This is a genomic window from Chthonomonas sp., assembly GCA_016788425.1.
Classification (GTDB): Bacteria; Armatimonadota; Fimbriimonadia; order Fimbriimonadales; family Fimbriimonadaceae; genus JAEURQ01.
Window position 1 is genome coordinate 169876 of the sequence record JAEURQ010000003.1, and the last position, 18460, is coordinate 188335.

Here is an 18460-nt window from a genome sequence, read left to right on the forward strand (position 1 = left end):
ATTTTTTTCACTGAATCACTCCCGATCGAATCTCAATTATCTTGGCCGATTTCGCCATCAAATCTCCCGCTTGCTCAGCCTCGGTGCACGTCAAAATTACTTGGCCCGAGTGCTGACTTGCGGTCGAAAGCAACCGGCTCCGACGCGACGCATCGAGTTCGCTGAACACGTCGTCGAGCAGCAAAATGGGCGAAACACCGAGCAGTTGCTCCATCACCTCGATGGTCGCCAGCTTAAGGCTCAGGGCCGCGGTGCGCTGCTGCCCTTGCGAGCCAAACAGCCGCACCTCGTTGTCGTTGACGCTCAGCAACAGCTCGTCGCGATGCGGCCCCACCAGGCTGCTTCCGCGCCGAATCTCCATCGGGCGCGCCGCGCGATACATCTCGGCCAGTGAATCGCGGACCGGCACCTCATCGCGCAACACATGAGTGATCGTCAACTGCTCGTCTGGCCCCATGTCGCGATGCACTTGCGCCGCCACGGGTTCAAGCTGCGCCAAGAACTCGCGACGGGTACTTCGCAGAGCCGCGCCATGACGATCGAGTTCCGCTTCCCAACTTTCGAACTGCTCATCCGCCACAAACCGCTCCGAGGCAAGTTTGAGCAAGGCGTTGCGCTGTTCGAGTGATCGTTTGTAGCTGGCCAAATGCCCCAGGTAGGCCGGGTACAGCTGGCACAAGGTCATGTCCATAAACTCACGCCGATCCGAGGGGTCGCCGCGAACAATGCTCAGATCTTCGTTGCTGAACACCACGCACGGAAGGCGGCCAATCAGGTCACTGGCTCGCTTGAGGTCGAGGCTGTTAATAAACGCTCGCTTGCGCTTGCCGCGGGTTAGGTCCATCCGCAGCTCGGTTCGCGAGTCTTGGAGCCCGCCGCGCACGCTGGCTTGCTCTTCGCCGTGCCGAATCGCCTCGACTTCGCGACTGCCGCGCAACACCTTGCTGGTTGCCAAAAGGTGAACCGCCTCCAGGAGCGAGGTTTTGCCGTGCGCGTTCGGCCCCACCACCAAATGGATGCCGGGTTCGAGCTGAAGCTCCGCATGCTCAATGTTGCGGAACTGGTGAACGGAGAGTCGCGCCAGCAAGACCCTCCTAGTTTGGCAGGCGAACTCGATTTTCCCCGCCCCTAGATAATTAATCTCTTCTTAGAGATCAATCTTATTGTTGTTATTAAGGAAAACTTTCTCGGGGAAAAGCCCCCTTGGTTGAACCTGTCGCCGGTTCAGCGGCACCCTGGGAAAAGTGCGGGGAAAGGCCGGTGGATTTCCCCTAGACACCCCTTGTTTTCCCATGGTCCACAAATCCCCAAACCTGTCCCCACTCATTCCCCCAAATCTTTTCCCAAGTTGGGGATTACATCATATTGCGTTCGCGGCCGTATCGCATGACGGTCGCTTCGATCATGTAAATCGGGTGAATCCCCTCGGGCATGGAGATCTGGTGGCGCTCGATAAACTTCGGCCACACCATCTCAATCTTCTCGCTCAGAACGTGGGGAGGCAACTCAACGGCGCGGTCAGCGATCTGCTTGAGCATGCGATATTCGGCGATGTTCATCCGGCGCAGCGGCGGCAACTTCACTTCCAGCGGGTGAACGCCGTGTTTGTGCGGCGAGATCACCGGTCGCGTGACGTCGCGCAGGGAAATCACGACCGTGTTCGCAAGAATGTCGCCAAGGCGTTGTCCGCGCTCGGTCAGCACCATGGCCGTGATCCCCAGGAAGAAGTACGCCGGCAGAAAGTCGGCCGCGCGCATGAGGTTGCGGTAGAGCGCCGCAGGGAATGTCACGGGCGTGCCGTCGGCCATCACAACGCGCAGGCGATTGACGAACTTGCCGATGGTTTGGCCGTTCCAATAGAACTCCAGAAACGCGGGAAAAACAAAGTAGCCCAACGACCAATAGATGAGGACGAGTGCAATTCCCGCTTTGCCCATGCTCGCCCCGATCAAGGTGACGGCAAACCCGATGACGCCAAAAATGATGAGGTCGATGAGGTGAGCCCCAATGCGGCGGCTTGGCGGAGCCAGGCGAAAAGAAAGCGCGACCTTTTCGGGGGTAATAATGGTGAGTTCGGTCACGACGCTTATGATCGTACCCACGCGACGACTCTGGATTCTACTTGCGGCAGGAGCCCTTATTCCCCTGCTGTCGGTTGTGGTGCCCGCCGCGTATGGGCTGCTGCTTCCTTACAACGTCGCGCTCCTCTTCATCGTGCTGGTGTCGGCCTGGGTGGCCAATCGGCAATCCCAGAACTTGGAGTTCGAACGCAAGAGCGATCCCGTGTTGTCGAATCGCCAGCAAAACCGGATTTCGGTGGCCCTGGCCAATGCGAGTCAGCATCCGTTGCGAGTGCGGCTGCGCGACGGTGTCCCGGCTGCATTCGAGCAGGAATCAAATGACTTTGACTTTGAGCTCGGCGGATACGACCGCGTGGAAGCCAGCTATCACGTGCGCCCGGTTCAGCGCGGAACGGTGAATTACGAAGATGCCTACGTGCGGGTTCTGGCGCCGCTAGGGTTGTGCGAGGTGGAGAGGCGCCTCCCCGCCGAGCAGGAAGTTCACGTGTATCCGAACGTGCTGGCGTTGCGCGATTTCGATCTCCTTAAGCAGCGTGGTCGCTTGGCGCAAGCCGGTCAGCGTCGCAGTCGCTACCGCGCTCAAGGCACCGAGTTCGACTCGCTGCGCGACTACGCCAACGACAGTTTTCGGCTGATCGATTGGAAGGCGAGTGCGCGCCGCAACAAGCTCATGGTGCGCCAGTACACCACGGAGCGAAATCAGCCCGTCATGGTCTGCCTCGATTGTGGTCGAGCCATGCTCGGCGAGATTGACGGCGTGACTAAGTTGGACTACGCGCTCGACGCTGCGATCTTGTTGGTGCACGCCGCCATTGACGCGGGCGACCTTGTCGGCGTGATGCCCTTTGACGACCAGGTGAAGGATGTTCTGCTACCCAAGAAGGGACGCACGCAAATGGGCCTCATCCTCAACGCGCTGCACGGACTGCAGGGCCAGCCGCTGGAAAGCAACTATCAGGGCGCGTTTTTGCACCTGGCCAGCCAGCAGCGTCGCCGCTCGCTCATCGTGATCTTCACGGATGCCGAAGATCGCGCCCAAGCCGATCGCTTGGTCCGCGCGATTGCCCCGCTGAGCAAGCGGCACTTGGTATTTGTGGCGCGGGTGATTGACCCGGGAATCGCCGCCTTGCAAGCGAAACCCTTGGAGCGACGCCAAGACGTGTACGATCGCGCCGCCGCTCTTTGGTACGACTCCGAGCGACGATCGGCCTCAGCTGGATTGAACGCCGCGAACGTGCAGAGCATTGAAGCCGAACCCCAAGACCTGGCACAGGCGTTAGTGAGTGCATATTTGCACGCAAAAGAGCGAGTAGCAATTTAGGCTGCGGGCACCTCCCCACGATCTTTGCGGGTAAATAGCCTCAGTAACCTATGAAGCTCTCAAACTTAGCTCTCGTCAGCCTCTCGCTCGCTTTGGCGGGCACCAGTAGCGCCGCTCTGCGTCGGGTCTCCGGCCCGGCCCCCTCGCCCGATGGATCGCAGATTGTCTTTTCGTGGCAAGGCGACATCTGGATCGGTAGCGCGAAAGGCGGCGACGCCAAGCGTCTGACCGTCCACCCGGGCAACGAAATCACGCCCAAGTTCACGCCCGACGGCAAGCGAATCGTGTTTGTTTCGGACCGTACGGGTGGCGCGGATTTCTACTCGATGAGCGTGGATGGCGGCGACCTAACACGACTGAGTTTCGACGGCGCGGCCAAGGCGTTCACAGCGATCTCGGCCGACGGCAAGAAGATTTTGGGCAGCACGAGCATGTGGGGCCGCGGGTCGGCATTCATGCTCCCGATGACCGGCGGCGACATTGTGCAGATGACGCGCCACCCGCTGGAAGTGCAGCACGCGCCGAGCCTTTCTCCGGATGGCAGCAAGATGGTGTTTGTCAACGGCGCGAGCCTGGGCGCGTGGCGCAAAACCGAGCTCAAGGGTGCGAACACGGGCGAAATCTACGTAGCCTCGTCCACTCCGCTTGCTTCGGACGCCAAGCGACTCACGACCAACGAGTTCCACGACTCTTTCCCCCTCTTTGCGCCGGACGGCGACATCGTGTTCATCAGCAATCGCAGCGGCTGGCCGAACGTATGGCGCATGAACGGCGACGGCTCGGGTGCCAAAAAGTTGACCAACCATAGCCGGGGTGCGGTGCGATATCCCTCGCTCTCGGCCAATGGCGCGCTGTTGACTTACGAGTTTGACGGCGACATTTACGCGCTCAACATGACGAGCGGCGATTCGCGCAAGGTCGAGTTCGAAGCGCCCGCGGACTCGCGCACCAGCCCGATGATCGAAGAGGTCGCGACCTCCGCCAACGAAATCGCGACGAGCCCCGACGGCAAGCGCGCGGCAATTTTGGTGCGCGGCGACATCTATGTGATGCCGGCCCGCGGCGGCACTACGCGCAAGCTCACCAAGAGCCTTGCGATGGACGAAAACATCGTTTGGCTCGATAACAAGACCCTGCTGTTTGTGAGTGGCCGTAACGGCAAACGCGAGCTGTGGACGGTGGATACCGATGGCAACGAGAAGCTGTTCTACGCCGACAAGACCGACGTGATGGGCGTGACCATTAGCCCCGACCGCACCATGCTCGCGGCGAGTCTCGGCGACAAGGCGATTGTAACGATGCCGGCCAAGGGCGGCGCGCCCAAGACCCTGCTCAGCGGCCAGTTTATTGACGCCTACGACGAGGTGCCGCAAGTGGATTGGAGCCCGGACAGCAAATGGGTGGCGGTGCAGATGCTCAACGTACGCGGCGCGACAATCGAAGCGGTCGAAGTTGCCTCAGGCAAGCGAATCGTGGTCGGCACCACCGCGCGGGGCGGTTCGCTTCCGCGTTGGATGCCGAATGGCAAGGGCATTTTCTACACCGCAAGTGGCGCGGAGGGCGACGACCTCTACTACGTGGAGCTCTCGCCACCCGAGACCCGCTTTACGGAAGATGATCTCGACAAGATTGATGACACTCCGGCCAAGCCCGACGCGAAGGTCGACGTGAAAATCGACGAGCGAGGCTTGGTGGAGCGCACCAGGATCCTGGCGCGCGACGTCACCGGCGCTTCGGTGTTCGGCAACTCCATTTACGCGAACGTGGCGGGCGTCTTCAGTGCCATCAGCACGACCGGCGCGGTAACCGCCGTCCCGGGTGTGACCGGCCCCGGCTTTGTCCTCCCGGGCGATCCGCGGCAAATCATCTCGAATGGTGGCCGTTTCTCGTTGCTCAGTCCGGCGGGTTTGGTGCCGATCACGTTCTCGGTTCAGCTGAGCATCAACAGCCGCGATGAGGAAAAGGCGCTCTTCCAAGAGATCTGCTGGTCGCTGGAAAAGAAGTTCTACGACCCGAACATGCACGGCAAGGATTGGACGGGAATCAAGGCCAAGTTCGCGGCGATGATGCCGCACACGGTGGATCGAGCCGACTTCTACGCGATGATCGGCGAGATGCTCGAAGAACTCGAATCGAGTCACCAGGGCGCAACCGCGCCGCGATCGGCGACCGCCGCCCGCGGCGAATCGTCGGGTTGGCTCGGCTTCGATTGGGACTCGAAACTGCTGGCCAACGGCAAGTACGTGGTGGGCCAAGTGCTCCCCGGCACTCCCGCCGACAACGCCGATTCGCGCTTGATGACCGGCGATGAGATCCTCAGCATCAACGGAACGAGCCTCGCTACGACGCCCGCGGCCAAGCTGATGATTGGCACCGCGGGCACCAAGATGCGGCTGGAAGTGCGGCGCGGCGGCAAGAACATGATCGTGCTGATCAAGCCGACCTCGACCGCCCTGGCAACATCGGTCCGTTACAACGACTGGGTGAAATGGAATCGCGAGCAGGTGGAGCGCATCAGCGGCGGACAGCTCACGTATCACCACATTCAGGGCATGGATGAGCCGAGCTACCAAAAGTTCCTTTGGGAAATGCGGACGCTCACGACCGGCAAAAAGGGCGTGGTGTTGGACGTTCGCTACAACGGAGGCGGAAGCACGAGCCACAAAATTCTCGGCATTTTGGTGAAGCGGCCCTGGCTGTACCGCACCTTCCGCGCAGCTCCCGAGACCATGATCAGCGAGGACATTTATCGCGGCGACGCGTTGCAAATGCCGAGCGCCCTGATGACGAATCAGTACTCGTTCAGCAACGCGGAGATCATGTCGGAGGGCTTCCAGCGCCTCAAGGTCGGGCCGGTCATCGGCGAACGCACGGCCGGCGGCGTGATTGGCACGAGCGCGGTCGGCTTCTGGGACGGCGGCTCGATACGCATGCCAGCGATTGGCTGCTACACGCTCGACGGCGAAAACCTGGAGCGCAATGGCCGCAAGCCAAACTTCAGCGTGCCGTTCGATCTGAACCGCTGGCACGCGGGCCAAGACACGCAGCTCGAAATGGCGATCAAGCAGCTGCTTAAGGTGGTCGAAACCAAGAAGATGTAGCCTCGCGGGCTACTTGGATTCGACGTGGCGGCGCATCACTTCGGTGTTGCGCCGCACCATTTGTCGGAGCACGTCGAGGTCGATATCGGCCAGCTTGTTCACGTAGAGACACGCCACCGAGACCTTGAACTTCCCGAGCTTGGCCATGAGGTCTTTCTGCTCGTCATAGCCTCCGGAAAGGTAGATGGTGAAGCTGCCCTTGCGTGGCGAAAACCCGGCCACAAACCATGTGACTTCTTCGCGGCGGCCCTTCTTGTATTTGTATTCGCCGCACCCCACGATGCTATCGCCAAACATGGCGGCCACGCCCACCTCCTCTTGCAAGATGGCAAGCATCTGCTCGCAGTCGGCTCGTCGCGTGGGGTCGGCGTTGGCGATAAAGTCGGCGACGCTGGCGTCGTTGCGTTGAGTCTTCATTTCGGCCATGTGTGGATTTTAGCCGTATGGGTCGGAACTCGAGTAGCGTTTCAAGCGTCTGCAAGAAAAAGCAGATTATTCTATGCTTTTACGCTGCGTGATGCCATGATACGAACAAGCCAGATCCACCCACTCACTGACTTCCTACGCAATTCAAAGTCGTTTACAGATCGCATTGATGAGGAGAAGGAGCCGGTTGGTCTGACCGTCAACGGTAAGGTCAAACTCGTCTTAATGGACACTGACACCTTCGAAGAACTCTCGGCGATTCAAGAGCAGCAACGATTTCTTGCGGCGATCGAAGAAGGCGAGAAGGCGTTTGAGGAAGGCAAGGTGTACCCAGTAAAGGAGGTGATCGCGGAGCTGAAGGCAAAGTATGGGATATAGCGTTGTCATCACAGAGCGTGCGAAACACGATATTGACGAGGCGATCCGGCATATTGCCACTGATTCACTACCCGCGGCCACTCGGTGGAACGACAAGTTCATCGCGACCACCGAAATCTTGGCGGACACTCCATTTCAGTTCTCCCTGATCTCGGAGGTGCACAAGCTCAAACGAGAGTATCGATCGGCGAATCTGCACTCGCATCGAGTTATTTTTCGCGTGCTTGAGGAGAATCAAACTGTTCTGATCTTGCGCGTCTATCACGGGTCGCGAAGGCCTCTTACGTCAATCGATTTGGAGCCTGAATATTAGCCACAAGCTTGTGTCGAAGTGAGCTTCGCTCCCTCAAAACTGATCCGTCATGAACATCTGCGGCTGATCCGGGAGGTCCAGTGCCATGACGTACATCTCCGGAACCGGGTCGAGGACCGGAATGCGAAGGTTGTCCGTGAGGCTCGCCAACCCGTACCACGTCGACTCCGCCGGGACGGGCAAAAACGAGCACGGCTCCCGCAAAATCGCTTCCCGAAACATCCCCGACTCGTTGCAAATGTAGCCGCCACCAAAGGCTTCCGTGGTGCGCAGAGACCAGCGCCAAAACTCCCAGCGCGCTTCTTCGCGCCGAAGCCGAGCCGGGTGCTCATCCGCCCACGCCGAATACAGCGCTACGACTTCTTCGTTGCTCACCGGCACAATCGGGTCGAGAGTCTCGCCGGCTACCAAGGGCGCGCGCCACACGCGATCCACAGGCCGAAACCCATGGTTGGCGTACAGCTCCAACTGATGCGCAAATAGCATGAACCCGAGGGCGCCTTCGGCGCGCGCGCTTTCCATGGCCCGCGAGAGCAGTTCACCCGCCAGCCCGGTGCGTCGGGCATCGGGCAAGGTCGCCACGCCCGAGATGCCGTAGCTCAGCCCCCACCCAAAATGAAGCGGGGTCAGGGTCAAAATCGAAGAGATGATGCCGTCCTGAAACACGGCCCAATTCTGCCGCGCATCGTGGAGGGGCTCCTTAAAGAATATGCCTCGCGCCCGCGAATGGTCGAGGTCGAACACGGTGCAAAGCACGCGCAGAAACTCCGGCTCCTCGCGCTCCAAAACACGCCGAATCTCCATTAACGACCCGCCGCCTTGGGGTCGGGCAAAACGATGACGGTCACGGTGATGGTCGTTGGCGAAGTCAAGCGGCTCCCTTCCGGTAGCTCCAACTCTACTTGCTCGGTAAAGGTTTGCGTTCGGCCTTTCAAGCTGATCGGCTTCGTAAAAATCGTGGCGGGCTCAATGTTTCCGGCCAGGCGAACCTGCTGTGGCGAAACCGTCACGTCGCCCACGACAAATCCGAACGGCAGCGCGCCCTGCCACTGCGGATTCACGAAAACCGTTCGTGCCTCGCCCTCCTTGCCCAGCAAGGGCCGAATGCGCACGCGCGCCGGCTCCACGCTGGCCGCCGGAATCGGCTCGTTCTTGCTGTTCACCACCACCAGTTCCGCCTCGATGTAGCCGAGTCCCGAGGAGAGACGATTCAGGTCGAGCACGGCGCGCACGTCCTTGACGTTGCCTCGCTCCGTGCTCGGAATCGTCAGCGTCACGCTGCTCGGCTCGGCCTCCGCGCCGCTGTATTCCATGCCCTCGGGCGGCGTGCCCAAGGTCTCGATGACGACCGGCCGCGTGAGAACCACGGTTTGCGCGAGGTTCAAACGAAGCGTCGGCCACCGCGTGTCCAGCTTAATGCGCAGTCCGCCGGGCGTCGCCACGGTCAAGGGGAATGTGCCGCCGCCGGTTCGGGCCCGCGACAGGTCCACCGTGGCCAGCACGGCATCGGTCGCCAGCCGGTCCAGCTGATTGCGCGGACCTTCGGCAATCACGCTCACCCTTCCGGGTAGGTCAATGGGCACCAAGCCCGGCGGCAGGTTCCGCGTCTCTAGCGGCACCCGCAACTCGCGCTGAATCGTCGGCTCCTTCTGGCCGAAGTCTAACCACAGCAGCAGCGAAAGGCAAAGCGATGCAAAGCCCAGCCAAAAGCGATTCACGCGCTGTTCCTCCCGGCGGGTTCCGACTTCCGGCGTCGCGGCGAGGGGCTCTCGGGGAACAGCGTCTTTTTCAGGCGATCGCGCAGGCTGTTGGAGTCGGCAAACGTCTCCATCACGCCGCTCTGCGCCAGGCCGATCGTGCCGCGCTCTTCGCTCACGACGATGACAAACGCGTCAATCTGCTCGCTCAAGCCAATGCCCGCGCGGTGACGCATATGCAGGTGCGAGGCGATGTGCGGGCTTTCGCTGAGCGGTAATCGGCAAGCCGCGGCCGCGATCTCGTTACGGCGAATCACCGCCGCGCCATCATGCAGCGGGCCCTGGTCAAAGAAAATCGAGCCCAACAGCGAAGCCGTCACTTGCGCACGGAGCGGCACGCCGGTTTGACAAATGTCGTCGAGGTCGCCGCCGCGCTCCAGCACAATCAGCGCCCCGGTCTTGGTAGAGCTGAGCTCGGCCACCGCCGCGACAATCTCCTCTAGCGTGGCGTAGCTCATCACGCCGTCCTTGGGCGTTTGGCCGCGTTCGGTGAATTCGCCCAGCTTGCCGAAGCCTTCCAAGGTTTTTCGTAGCTCGGGCAGAAAGAGAATCACCAGAGCGACTGGAGCGAGCAGCGTCGCCTTATCCAAAATCCAGTGCAAAGTGCGCAGCTGCAGCATGTCGCTGATAATCAGCGCCGCCACAAAGACGATGATGCCGATGAGCAAACGCCATGCTCGCGACGAACGCACCATCGAAATGAGCTTATAGAGGATAAGCGCGACCAACAGAATGTCAACCACCTGGAGAAGTGACTCTCCGGTGAGCGGCCATAGGCTGGTTAGTCGTTGGCTAATCTCGTTCAAGGAATGTCGAAATTGTATCAGGTTCGGCCCTCGCCGGTACACTGCAACGCATGTTGCTGCGCGAGTTTGCGGCCCAAACCAAACGCCAGATTTTCGACGACCTTTTCGGGGGCGGCTCGCCGCGAGTGGGCGAGTTCGATGCGAGTTTACTGGCCCAGGCGCGTGATCTCGGCGAGCCCAAAATGGGCACCACGCATTTTTCGCCGCACGCCGTGACCCACGAATTCACCTATGGCGCGGGTCAAGAGCTCCAGATTCTGCGCGTCACCCTCACTCCGCCGGAGCGCATTGTTTACATGCCGGTCCCCGGGTGGGTGGTCGAGAATATTTGGCAAGGCAGCATTGATGGCACCTACCACTTCGCGAGCGATGCCGAGCGGTTGCTCGCCGAGTTCGCGGCGAGCCTCGGCGAGGGCGCGAATGAAGTCGGTTTCGGCGTGCGTCCGACGATCGGAAAAGACTAGCAACGCCGACCAACCTACCTGGGCCCTTTTGTTGTCGCCGTGTGTTTACGCCGGGTAGCTGCCAAGAATCTGCAGATCCAGGGCCATCGCGCGGACCTCGTCCAGCGCCGCCAGGAGCGGCGCGTCCGAGTGGTGCCCGGCGCAGTCCGTGTAAAAGATGTACTCAAACGTGCTCCGCTGGGCGGGGCGTGACTCGATCATCATCAGGTTCACCTCGGCCCGCTCGAACGCACCCAGCGCGCGATACAACTCGCCGGGTTTGTTCTTGAGCGTAAACATAAGACTCGTCTTGTCGCGACCCGTGCGGCGCGGTTCGTTGTATCCCAACACCAAAAACCGCGTGCGGTTGTGCGCGTTGTCTTCAATGTGGTCTACCAAAATAGGAATGTCCACCAACTCGGCGGCCAGAGAATTGGCGATCGCGGCGGAGTTCGGCTCCGACTTCGCCTTTTCGGCGGCCTTGGCGGTGGGCGCCATGTCAATAATCTCCGCCCACGGCAAATTACCCTTGAGCCACTTGCGGCATTGCGCGGCGGGCTGCGGACCGGCATACACGCGTTGCACTTGCTCCAGGCTGGTCGCGGTCGAAATCAGATGGTGATGAATCTCGACGTGCGTCTCGGCGCAGATTTTGACGTTCGAGAGCGGAAACATGTCGAGCGTTTCCGGCACAACACCCGCCGTGGAATTCTCCACCGGCACCACGCCGTAGTCGGCGCGCGAGTTTTGGACCGCCTCAAACACGTCGCCAATCGTGTCCACCGGGAAGTATTCGGCGCTCGCCCCGAACGTTTGCAAGGACGCGCGGTGAGTGAATGTGCCCGGCGGGCCCCAGAAGGCAATGCGCAGCGTGCGCTCGGCGGCCCGGGCCGCACTCATGATCTCGCGGAAAATCGCCGCCACCTGCTTAGCGCTCAGCGGCCCTTCGTTCAAATCGCGGAGCCGCTCCAGCACGTCGCGCTCGCGCTCGGGGTTAAAGTAGGGCTGGTCGCTGCGTCCCTTCAGGTCGCCAATTTCCTGAGCCAGGCGGGTCCGCTCGGAAAGAAGCGCGAGCACCTGCGCGTCCACTTCGTTGATGCCCAGCCTCAATTCCTCAAGCGATTTGCCAGCTTCGTCCATTCGCTCTAACCTACCCCAACTTCAAAACGCGGCCCACCTAAGTAAAAGTACGGGGTTCAGAGAATCCCGGTAAAAGTATGCGAAAAGGCGGCTCCCCGTATCTTTACCAGCTAGCGAATCAACCCGGAAGTGGATTGTTACCACCGTGCCACTTGGTCAGGACGACCGAACCGTGGCGATCATGGAGGAAATGAAAGGACTATGTCATTCCGCGTAAACACTAACTTGGGCGCTATGGGCGCTCTTCGCCAACTCAGCAACACGAGTATGAACATGCAATCTTCGATGAGCAAGTTGTCCTCGGGTCTGCGAATCAACTCGGGCGCTGACGATCCTGCAGGTCTCCAAATTTCGGAAGGCTTCCGCAGTCAAATCTCGTCCATGGATCAAGCTCTGCGCAATAACGCAGATGCAACCAACTACGCAAAGACTGCCGAAGGCGCTCTGAGCGAAGTCAACAAGCTGCTTAACGACGCTCGTTCGCTGGCTATTGCCAACTCCAACGACGCCACGCTCTCGACGGAGCAAAAGCAAGCTAACCAAAATCAGCTGAACTCGATTCTCAGCTCGGTCGACCGTATTGCTACGACGACCAGCTACGGAACGAAGAAGCTTCTCGACGGTAGCTCTGGGGTCAGCGTCGCCGTGACCGACCAATCGAAGATCGCTTCGGTCTCGATCGGTGGTCAAGTGGGTACGGCGGCTGGTTCGGCCTCGATCTCGGCGAACGGTACGCTGAGCGTCGCCGTGACAACCGCGGCGGTTAAGGCAAGCCTGACCGGTAAGACCCTGACGGGTGCTGCTACGGTGGCCGCCGCCGAAGCCATGACCGTGACCTCGGCCGGTACGCTGAGCATCAACGGTGTCTCGATCAACGTGTCCTCGGGGATGACTCAAGGTCAACTTCGCGACTCGGTGAACGCAGTGTCGGGTCAAACCGGCGTCGTTATGAAGCTGAGTTCGAACGGTACGAACGGTACGGTTTCGTTCGAAGCTGCCAAGTTCGGTGCAAGCGGTAACTCGGTGAACGTCAGCGACAATGCGGGCAACGTTCTGGCCGCAGCTGGAACTTCGGCTCTCACCGGTGGCGTGAACGCCATTGCTACCGTGACGGTCTCGGGTACTGCAGCGAACTTCCAAGTTCGCGGTTCGGACGACGGCCTGACCCTCAGCGACACGGCGGGTAACAAGCTGGTGCTCAACGCTTCGGCAACCTATGCCGCGGCAACGGTGGGCCAAGTGACGGCGGGTGCCGCTCAGTTCCAAATCGGGGCTAATGCGGGTCAAACGGCAACGCTTGCTCTCAGCAGCATGAGCTCGGCTTCGCTGAGTCTCTCGGGTATCGACATTCTTTCGACCAGCACGGCCAGCTCGGCTCTGTCGGCGATCGATACGGCGATCAACAACGTGTCCAAGCAACGCGGTGCGATTGGTAACTTTATGCGAAACACCATCGACTCGAACACCCGTGCTCTCCAAGTGGCCAAGGAAAATCTGGAAGCCTCGGACAGCGCAATTCGAGATACCGACATGGCGGCCGAAATGACGACCTACACGAAGATGCAGGTTCTGCAACAAGCAGGTCTTTCGATGCTCAGCCAAGCAAACTCCTCGTCGCAGAGCGTGTTGGCGCTCCTTCGAGGCTAAAACGACTCGTCGCCAACGAGGGCCCCGTCCGCGCAAGCGGCGGGGCCAATTTTTTTCGGCGGGTATCTTTGCGGGGTGCGTCGCTGGCTTCCGAAATCCCAATTTGGTCGCGACGTTCTTACCCTGATGACGGGCACGGCGGCGGCCAGCGTCATCCCGCTTTTGGCCCAGCCCATCCTCTCGCGCCTTTACCGCCCGGAACACTGGGGCCCCATGGGGGTGTTCGAGGCGACGTTCTCCATCCTCGGCATTCTCGCCACGGGCCGCTACGAGCAAGGCATTGTCTTGCCCGAGGACGACCAATCGGCGGCCGCTTTGGTACGGCTCAGCGTGCGGGTGAATGTCATCCTCACCGCCTGCGTGGCGTTGCTGGCGACCCTCGTGTGGCTGGCGCGCGATGGCCAACTGCGCACCTGGGTGCTGTGGGTGCCGCTCGCCGTGTTCAGCACCGGCCTCTACCAAACTCTCACCTTTTGGGCGATCCGTCGCCGCGCGTTTCCCCAGCTCGCGGCCAGCCGTTTTGTGAGGCAACTCATGGTCGTCGCGCTCTGGATGGCGTTCGGGCTGCTGAGCTTCGGGGCGCTCGGCTTGATCCTGGGATTGGTCGTCGGGCAACTGCTCGGCACCCTGGCCCTGGCATGGCAGATTTGGCGCACCGATCGTCCCATTTTCGTGCTCGCCTCGCGAGCCGACGAGCGCGCGGTGGCGCAGCGGTATGCGGATTTTCCGAAGTACTCGCTGGCCAGCGGGCTGCTCAACGCGCTGGCGCAGGGATTGCCTCGCTTCTTTCTTTACGGCACGTTTGGCGAGCGCGGGGCGGGCAACTTTACGTTCGCGCAAAAGGTCGCCATCGCGCCGCTCGGTGCGCTCGGTGCCACCTTCGCCGACGTGTTTAAGCAACAAGCCGCCGAGCAGATGCAGCGCCACGGCAACTGCTTGCCGATCTGGCGTGCGACCTTTCGACGCCTCGTCAAATTTGCGATCATCCCCACGTTGGTGCTCACGATCGCCGCGCCGTGGATATTTTCCGTGGTCTTCGGGCCGGAGTATCGCGAAGCGGGCGTGCTCACGCAGATCATGGGGCCGTACGCGTGCCTCATGCTGCTCGCGAGCCCGCTCAGCCGCACGCTGATCGTCACCGAAAACCAGCGCCTCGATATGTTTTGGCAGATTGCATTGGTGTTAGTGACCGGCACCGCGCTGGCGATTGGCACGGCGCGTCACGATCTGCGACTGGCGGTGATCCTGTTCTCAGCGGGCTACGCGGCGCTCTACGTGGTGTACCTGCGGCTCAGCTATAAACTGGCGGGTAACCCCTCAGCCAGGTAACCTTAACAGATGGCGGCTTTGGAGGCGGGGAGCGATCGCGCCAGTTGGTGGGACCGCCCTCTAGCTGGATTCGGTTGGCCGCGAGTCCTGGTTTGCCTCGCCGCGGCGATCGTCATCGCCGCGTTTCTTTGGTCGTACGAGACCAGCGTCGCGCCACTGCACAGCTACATTGGGTACTTCTGGAACCCGCCCCCCGCCGAGTACACCATGCTCGCCGCGGTATTGGCGTGGCTGCCGAGCCTGGTGATTCCGCTCGAGTTCCGCAAGCCGTCCGACCTCGCGGTGAGTCTGCTGTATCCGACCTTCGTCATTCCCTCTGCGTTTCTGCCGTTTCACGTGCTCAAGTCGCCTGCGCCCGAGATGCTGCCCATCGTGCTCGTGGCGCATCTAGGCTATTGGTCGCTGCTGCTCATGTGGCGCACGCCTGGCTTCCGACTCCAGCCACCCGTGGTTTCGCGGCAGTTTCTGATGACCGCTCTGGTCATGGGCACGATTCTTTGCGCGCTGGCCGTCGCCGGGGCAAACGGGTTCCGCGTCAATCTCAGCTTTGTTGATCTCTACGAGCGTCGGCTTGCCGCCCGCGAATCGGCGAGCGCCGGGGTCGGTTACGCGATGGCGTTCCTGGCGAGTTCGTTCGCGCCGCTTTGTGTGGCGATCGGCATCGAAAAGAAGCGACCCTTGCTCATCGGCGCGGGCGCATTCGGCATCATCGCGATCTTCTCCTTCACGGGCACCAAAAGCTCGATCTTCACGCCGCTGCTCATGATGATCATCCTCGTGATCATCGGCCGCCCCAAAAATCAGCAATTCAAGCTGCTCGCGTGGCTGGCCGCGTTGATGGCTTTGGGCACCTTACTGTGGACGCAAGCACAGATCATGAGCCTCAACAACTTGCTGAACTACCGAATGGTCGCCAGCCGCGGGGTGGGTATGACGCACTACTACAAGGTGTTCGATGGCAACCAGATCAACATGGGCGATTCGGCGTTCGCCCCGGCCTTCGGCATTCAACCCGCCCCGCCAAAGTCGTTTACGGTGGGCAGCCAGTATGGATATTCCGAGCAAGACAACTACAATGCTGGAATTTGGGCGGCTGGTTTTGCGAACTTTGGTGTGCTTGGCGTCGTCCTTGCCAGCGTTTTTGCGGGGCTCACGCTTAAGCTTTTTGATGCATTTGCCGCAAGGGGGTACCGTTTAACGTGCTTCCTGATGGCAGGATTGGTGTCGGTGTTCTGGTTGGATATTGGGTTTGAGAATAGTTTGATTACACAGGGATTAGTGTTGACGCTACCGTTCCTCTTCTTCTTGGTCGCGTCCAAGGATCGGGCGGAGGCGCATGCCTAAGCGCGTCGTGCACATTTCCAGCGCGCACCCGGCGGGTGACCCGCGCATCTTCCGCAAGGAGTGCCTTACGCTCGCACGCGCGGGCTACGAAGTGATCTTGGTGGTGCCCCACGCCGCGGGCGACGAAGTGATCGAGGGCGTGCAGATTAGGGCCGTGCCGATGCCGAGCGGTCGCCGGGAGCGCATGCTCAAGACCGCCGGGCTCTGCTGGCAAAAGGCGCTTTCGCTTAATGCTGCCCTGTATCACTTTCACGATCCCGAGCTGATGCGCGGCGCGATGAGCGCGGCCAAGCGCGGCCACCAGGTGATCTACGACGTGCACGAGCACCTCGGCGAAGACCTGCTCGTCGCGACTAACAAGCCTTACGTGCCGGACATCGCGCGCAAGCCGTTGAGCAAGTTCATTCAGTGGTACGAGCGGCGCGTCGGCGATCGCATGGCGGCCACGATTCCGGTGGTCGAAAGCCACGTGGACCGCTTCGCGCCGGGCAAATCGGTGGTGCTGCAAAACTATCCGATCCAGGGCGAGCTGCCGGTGGTTGAGGCGATCCCCTATGAGCAGCGCCCGAACTTGGCGGTGTTTTCCGGCGGACTCACCCGCGACCGATGCGCGCGCGAAATGGTCGAGGCAATCGGCCTCGTCGAGCCGCGATTCGACGCCAGCTTTTGGGTGGCCGGTACGTTCGATGACCAAGCTCTGCTCGACGAACTCGCGCAGATTCCGGGCTGGAAACGGACGGAGTTCGCGGGCTACATCAAGCACGGCGACCTCTACCGCAAGGTCGTCAACGCCAAAGTCGGGCTGGCGACGATGGCGCCCGAAAAGTACGAGCAAGACTTCTCGGCGAACAAGATTTACGACTACATGATGGCGGGATTGCCGATCATCGCCTCGCCCAACCGAACCTGGATTAAGACGCTGGAGGAGCACAAGTGCGGCATCATCCTGCGCGATGGGTCGGCGCAGGCGCTCGCCGACGCGATGAACGCCATGTTTAGCGACCCCGCCGGATCGCAGCAAATGGGCGAAAATGGTCGTCGCGCCGCGCTGGAAAAATACACATGGGAGGCCGAGGAGCGCAAACTGTTGGCGCTATACGAGCGCCTCATCGGCCCGCCATGAGAGTCGGTCTCGTTACCATCGGCGAGCCTCTGCCCACCGAAGGCGAGAACGTGCGCCTCTACCGAACCGGCATGCTCGCGCAAGAGCTCGACCGCGCCGGTCACGAGGTGGTGTGGTGGACAAGCGGCTTCGACCACTTTAAGCGCAGATTCTTCGACGGCCCACCCGTGGAATCAGTGTGGGAACGGACCCAGATTCGCAAGCTGAAGAGCCGCGGCTACTCGCGAAACATCAGTTGGCGACGCTACCGCGACCACCTCGATCTAGCCAAAAGCCTCACTGAGGACCTGCCGCAAGCGCCACGCCCCGACGTGTTCCTCTGCAGCATTCCGGTGGCCGAGCACGCCGAACAGGTGCTCAAGTTCGCGCAGCCCCACCAGATTCCGGTGGTGCTGGATGCGCGCGATATGTGGCCGGATCTGTTCCTGGAATATGTCGGCGTGCCCTGGTTGCCGCTGGCTAAGCTCGCCCTCAACCGAGCCTTTCGCTCCACGGAAAACGCGTTCAAGCGCGCCACGGGACTGATGGCGCACACCGACCATTTTTTGGAGTGGGCACTGGAATATGCGGGCCGCCCCATGCAGTTCCACGACCGCGTGTTTCCGTTTGGTTACCACGAGGTGCCGCCCGCCGACGAGGAGTTGGCGCGGGCTCGAGCGAACTGGGACCAGCAAGGGATTTTGGCCGGGCCGACCCGCGTGCTTTACTCGGGCCAGCTGATCGACCAGGTGAATATGCTCCCGGTTTGGGCGGCGGCCCGGGCAAATCCGCAGGTGGAGTTCCTCATTTGCGGCGACGGGCAGTCGCGGCGCAAGTTCGAACAACAAGCGCTGGGAATTCCGAATGTCCGGTTCACCGGGTGGATCGGCTTGCCCGATCTGCGCGTGCTCATGGAGCGCTCGCACGCCGGCCTCATGCCCTACGTGCCGCGCTACTCGTTTATGTGTAGCGTGCCCAACAAGGCGAACGAATACATGGCCAACCGCTTGCCGCTCATTTGGAGCATGCCGGCGGGTGAACTGACCGACCTCATCGCTGAGCGCAACATCGGCGTGACTTACAGCGCCAAGGAGCCAAACGCCCTGGCCGCCTATATCGGCGACCTTCACGCCGCTCCCGATGCGTGGCGGCAACGCGGCGAAAACGGCTTTGCCCTGTTCCGCGAACGGTTCCGCGCCGAAGACATCTACCCCGCGATTGTTCGATATTTGGAGGAGTTGGCCTCAAAAAGGTATCCTTAACGCTTAGCGC

General features: G+C 60.9%; 17 protein-coding genes. 10 read left to right on the forward strand and 7 right to left on the reverse strand.

The genetic code is table 11. The features are described 5' to 3' along the window. Positions 1–7: 7 nt before the first annotated feature. Both recF and JNJ45_08075 read right to left on the reverse strand, forming a co-directional pair. Complete coding sequence (recF, locus tag JNJ45_08070; protein MBL8048622.1) at positions 8–1087, reverse strand: DNA replication/repair protein RecF; 1080 nt, start codon at positions 1085–1087, stop codon at positions 8–10. 268 nt (positions 1088–1355) lie between these two features. Next, the gene (locus tag JNJ45_08075; GenBank protein MBL8048623.1) at positions 1356–2102 is read right to left on the reverse strand and encodes an RDD family protein; all 747 of its coding nucleotides are present in this window, start codon (positions 2100–2102) and stop codon (positions 1356–1358) included. Between JNJ45_08075 and JNJ45_08080 the strand changes: the two genes are divergently transcribed. Both JNJ45_08080 and JNJ45_08085 read left to right on the forward strand, forming a co-directional pair. Then, on the forward strand, positions 2089–3402 hold the full coding sequence (locus JNJ45_08080; protein ID MBL8048624.1) for a DUF58 domain-containing protein: 1314 nt from the start codon (positions 2089–2091) through the stop codon (positions 3400–3402). The two genes, JNJ45_08075 and JNJ45_08080, sit on opposite strands and share 14 nt — an antisense overlap. Before the next feature lie 50 nt (positions 3403–3452). After that, positions 3453–6503: a PD40 domain-containing protein gene (locus tag JNJ45_08085; GenBank protein MBL8048625.1), complete on the forward strand. Its 3051-nt coding sequence runs from the start codon at positions 3453–3455 to the stop codon at positions 6501–6503. A gap of 9 nt (positions 6504–6512) precedes the next feature. Here the strand turns inward: JNJ45_08085 and JNJ45_08090 are convergent, their stop codons facing one another. Further along, entirely contained in the window at positions 6513–6929 is a 417-nt protein-coding gene (locus JNJ45_08090; GenBank protein ID MBL8048626.1) for a DUF1801 domain-containing protein, read from the reverse strand. A 225-nt stretch (positions 6930–7154) separates the two neighbouring features. Between JNJ45_08090 and JNJ45_08095 the strand changes: the two genes are divergently transcribed. Continuing rightward, entirely contained in the window at positions 7155–7307 is a 153-nt protein-coding gene (locus tag JNJ45_08095; protein MBL8048627.1) for a hypothetical protein, read from the forward strand. Next, positions 7297–7620 (forward strand): type II toxin-antitoxin system RelE/ParE family toxin, encoded by a 324-nt coding sequence (locus tag JNJ45_08100; protein MBL8048628.1) that lies wholly within the window; start codon positions 7297–7299, stop codon positions 7618–7620. Before JNJ45_08095 ends, JNJ45_08100 begins: the two co-directional genes overlap by 11 nt. Positions 7621–7653: 33 nt before the next feature. Here JNJ45_08100 and JNJ45_08105 read toward each other — a convergent pair whose 3' ends face one another. The 3 genes from JNJ45_08105 to JNJ45_08115 are packed head-to-tail and all read right to left on the reverse strand — an operon-like array spanning position 7654 to position 10183. Continuing rightward, complete coding sequence (locus JNJ45_08105; GenBank protein ID MBL8048629.1) at positions 7654–8424, reverse strand: GNAT family N-acetyltransferase; 771 nt, start codon at positions 8422–8424, stop codon at positions 7654–7656. Continuing rightward, on the reverse strand, positions 8424–9338 hold the full coding sequence (locus JNJ45_08110; protein ID MBL8048630.1) for a hypothetical protein: 915 nt from the start codon (positions 9336–9338) through the stop codon (positions 8424–8426). The genes JNJ45_08105 and JNJ45_08110 overlap by 1 nt, the downstream gene beginning before the upstream one ends. Further along, a complete protein-coding gene (locus JNJ45_08115; protein ID MBL8048631.1) occupies positions 9335–10183 on the reverse strand; it encodes a TIGR00159 family protein in 849 nt (282 codons plus the stop codon). Before JNJ45_08115 ends, JNJ45_08110 begins: the two co-directional genes overlap by 4 nt. Before the next feature lie 50 nt (positions 10184–10233). On the opposite strand from JNJ45_08115, the gene JNJ45_08120 reads away from it, so the two are divergent. Continuing rightward, the gene (locus JNJ45_08120) at positions 10234–10647 is read left to right on the forward strand and encodes a hypothetical protein (GenBank protein MBL8048632.1); all 414 of its coding nucleotides are present in this window, start codon (positions 10234–10236) and stop codon (positions 10645–10647) included. A 45-nt stretch (positions 10648–10692) separates the two neighbouring features. Here the strand turns inward: JNJ45_08120 and pheA are convergent, their stop codons facing one another. Further along, positions 10693–11766, reverse strand: coding sequence for a prephenate dehydratase (pheA, locus tag JNJ45_08125; GenBank protein ID MBL8048633.1), 1074 nt, complete (start codon positions 11764–11766; stop codon positions 10693–10695). A 234-nt stretch (positions 11767–12000) separates the two neighbouring features. On the opposite strand from pheA, the gene JNJ45_08130 reads away from it, so the two are divergent. The 5 genes from JNJ45_08130 (at position 12001) to JNJ45_08150 (ending at position 18450) form a co-directional block, all read left to right on the forward strand. Then, positions 12001–13413: a hypothetical protein gene (locus JNJ45_08130; protein MBL8048634.1), complete on the forward strand. Its 1413-nt coding sequence runs from the start codon at positions 12001–12003 to the stop codon at positions 13411–13413. Positions 13414–13488: 75 nt separating this feature from the next. Further along, positions 13489–14742, forward strand: a complete 1254-nt coding sequence (locus JNJ45_08135; GenBank protein MBL8048635.1) for a lipopolysaccharide biosynthesis protein — start codon at positions 13489–13491, stop codon at positions 14740–14742. Positions 14743–14751: 9 nt separating this feature from the next. Further along, complete coding sequence (locus JNJ45_08140) at positions 14752–16086, forward strand: hypothetical protein (GenBank protein MBL8048636.1); 1335 nt, start codon at positions 14752–14754, stop codon at positions 16084–16086. Beyond that, positions 16079–17209 (forward strand): glycosyltransferase, encoded by a 1131-nt coding sequence (locus JNJ45_08145; GenBank protein MBL8048637.1) that lies wholly within the window; start codon positions 16079–16081, stop codon positions 17207–17209. Before JNJ45_08140 ends, JNJ45_08145 begins: the two co-directional genes overlap by 8 nt. Then, positions 17206–18450, forward strand: coding sequence for a glycosyltransferase (locus JNJ45_08150; protein ID MBL8048638.1), 1245 nt, complete (start codon positions 17206–17208; stop codon positions 18448–18450). Before JNJ45_08145 ends, JNJ45_08150 begins: the two co-directional genes overlap by 4 nt. Positions 18451–18460 lie beyond the last annotated feature (10 nt).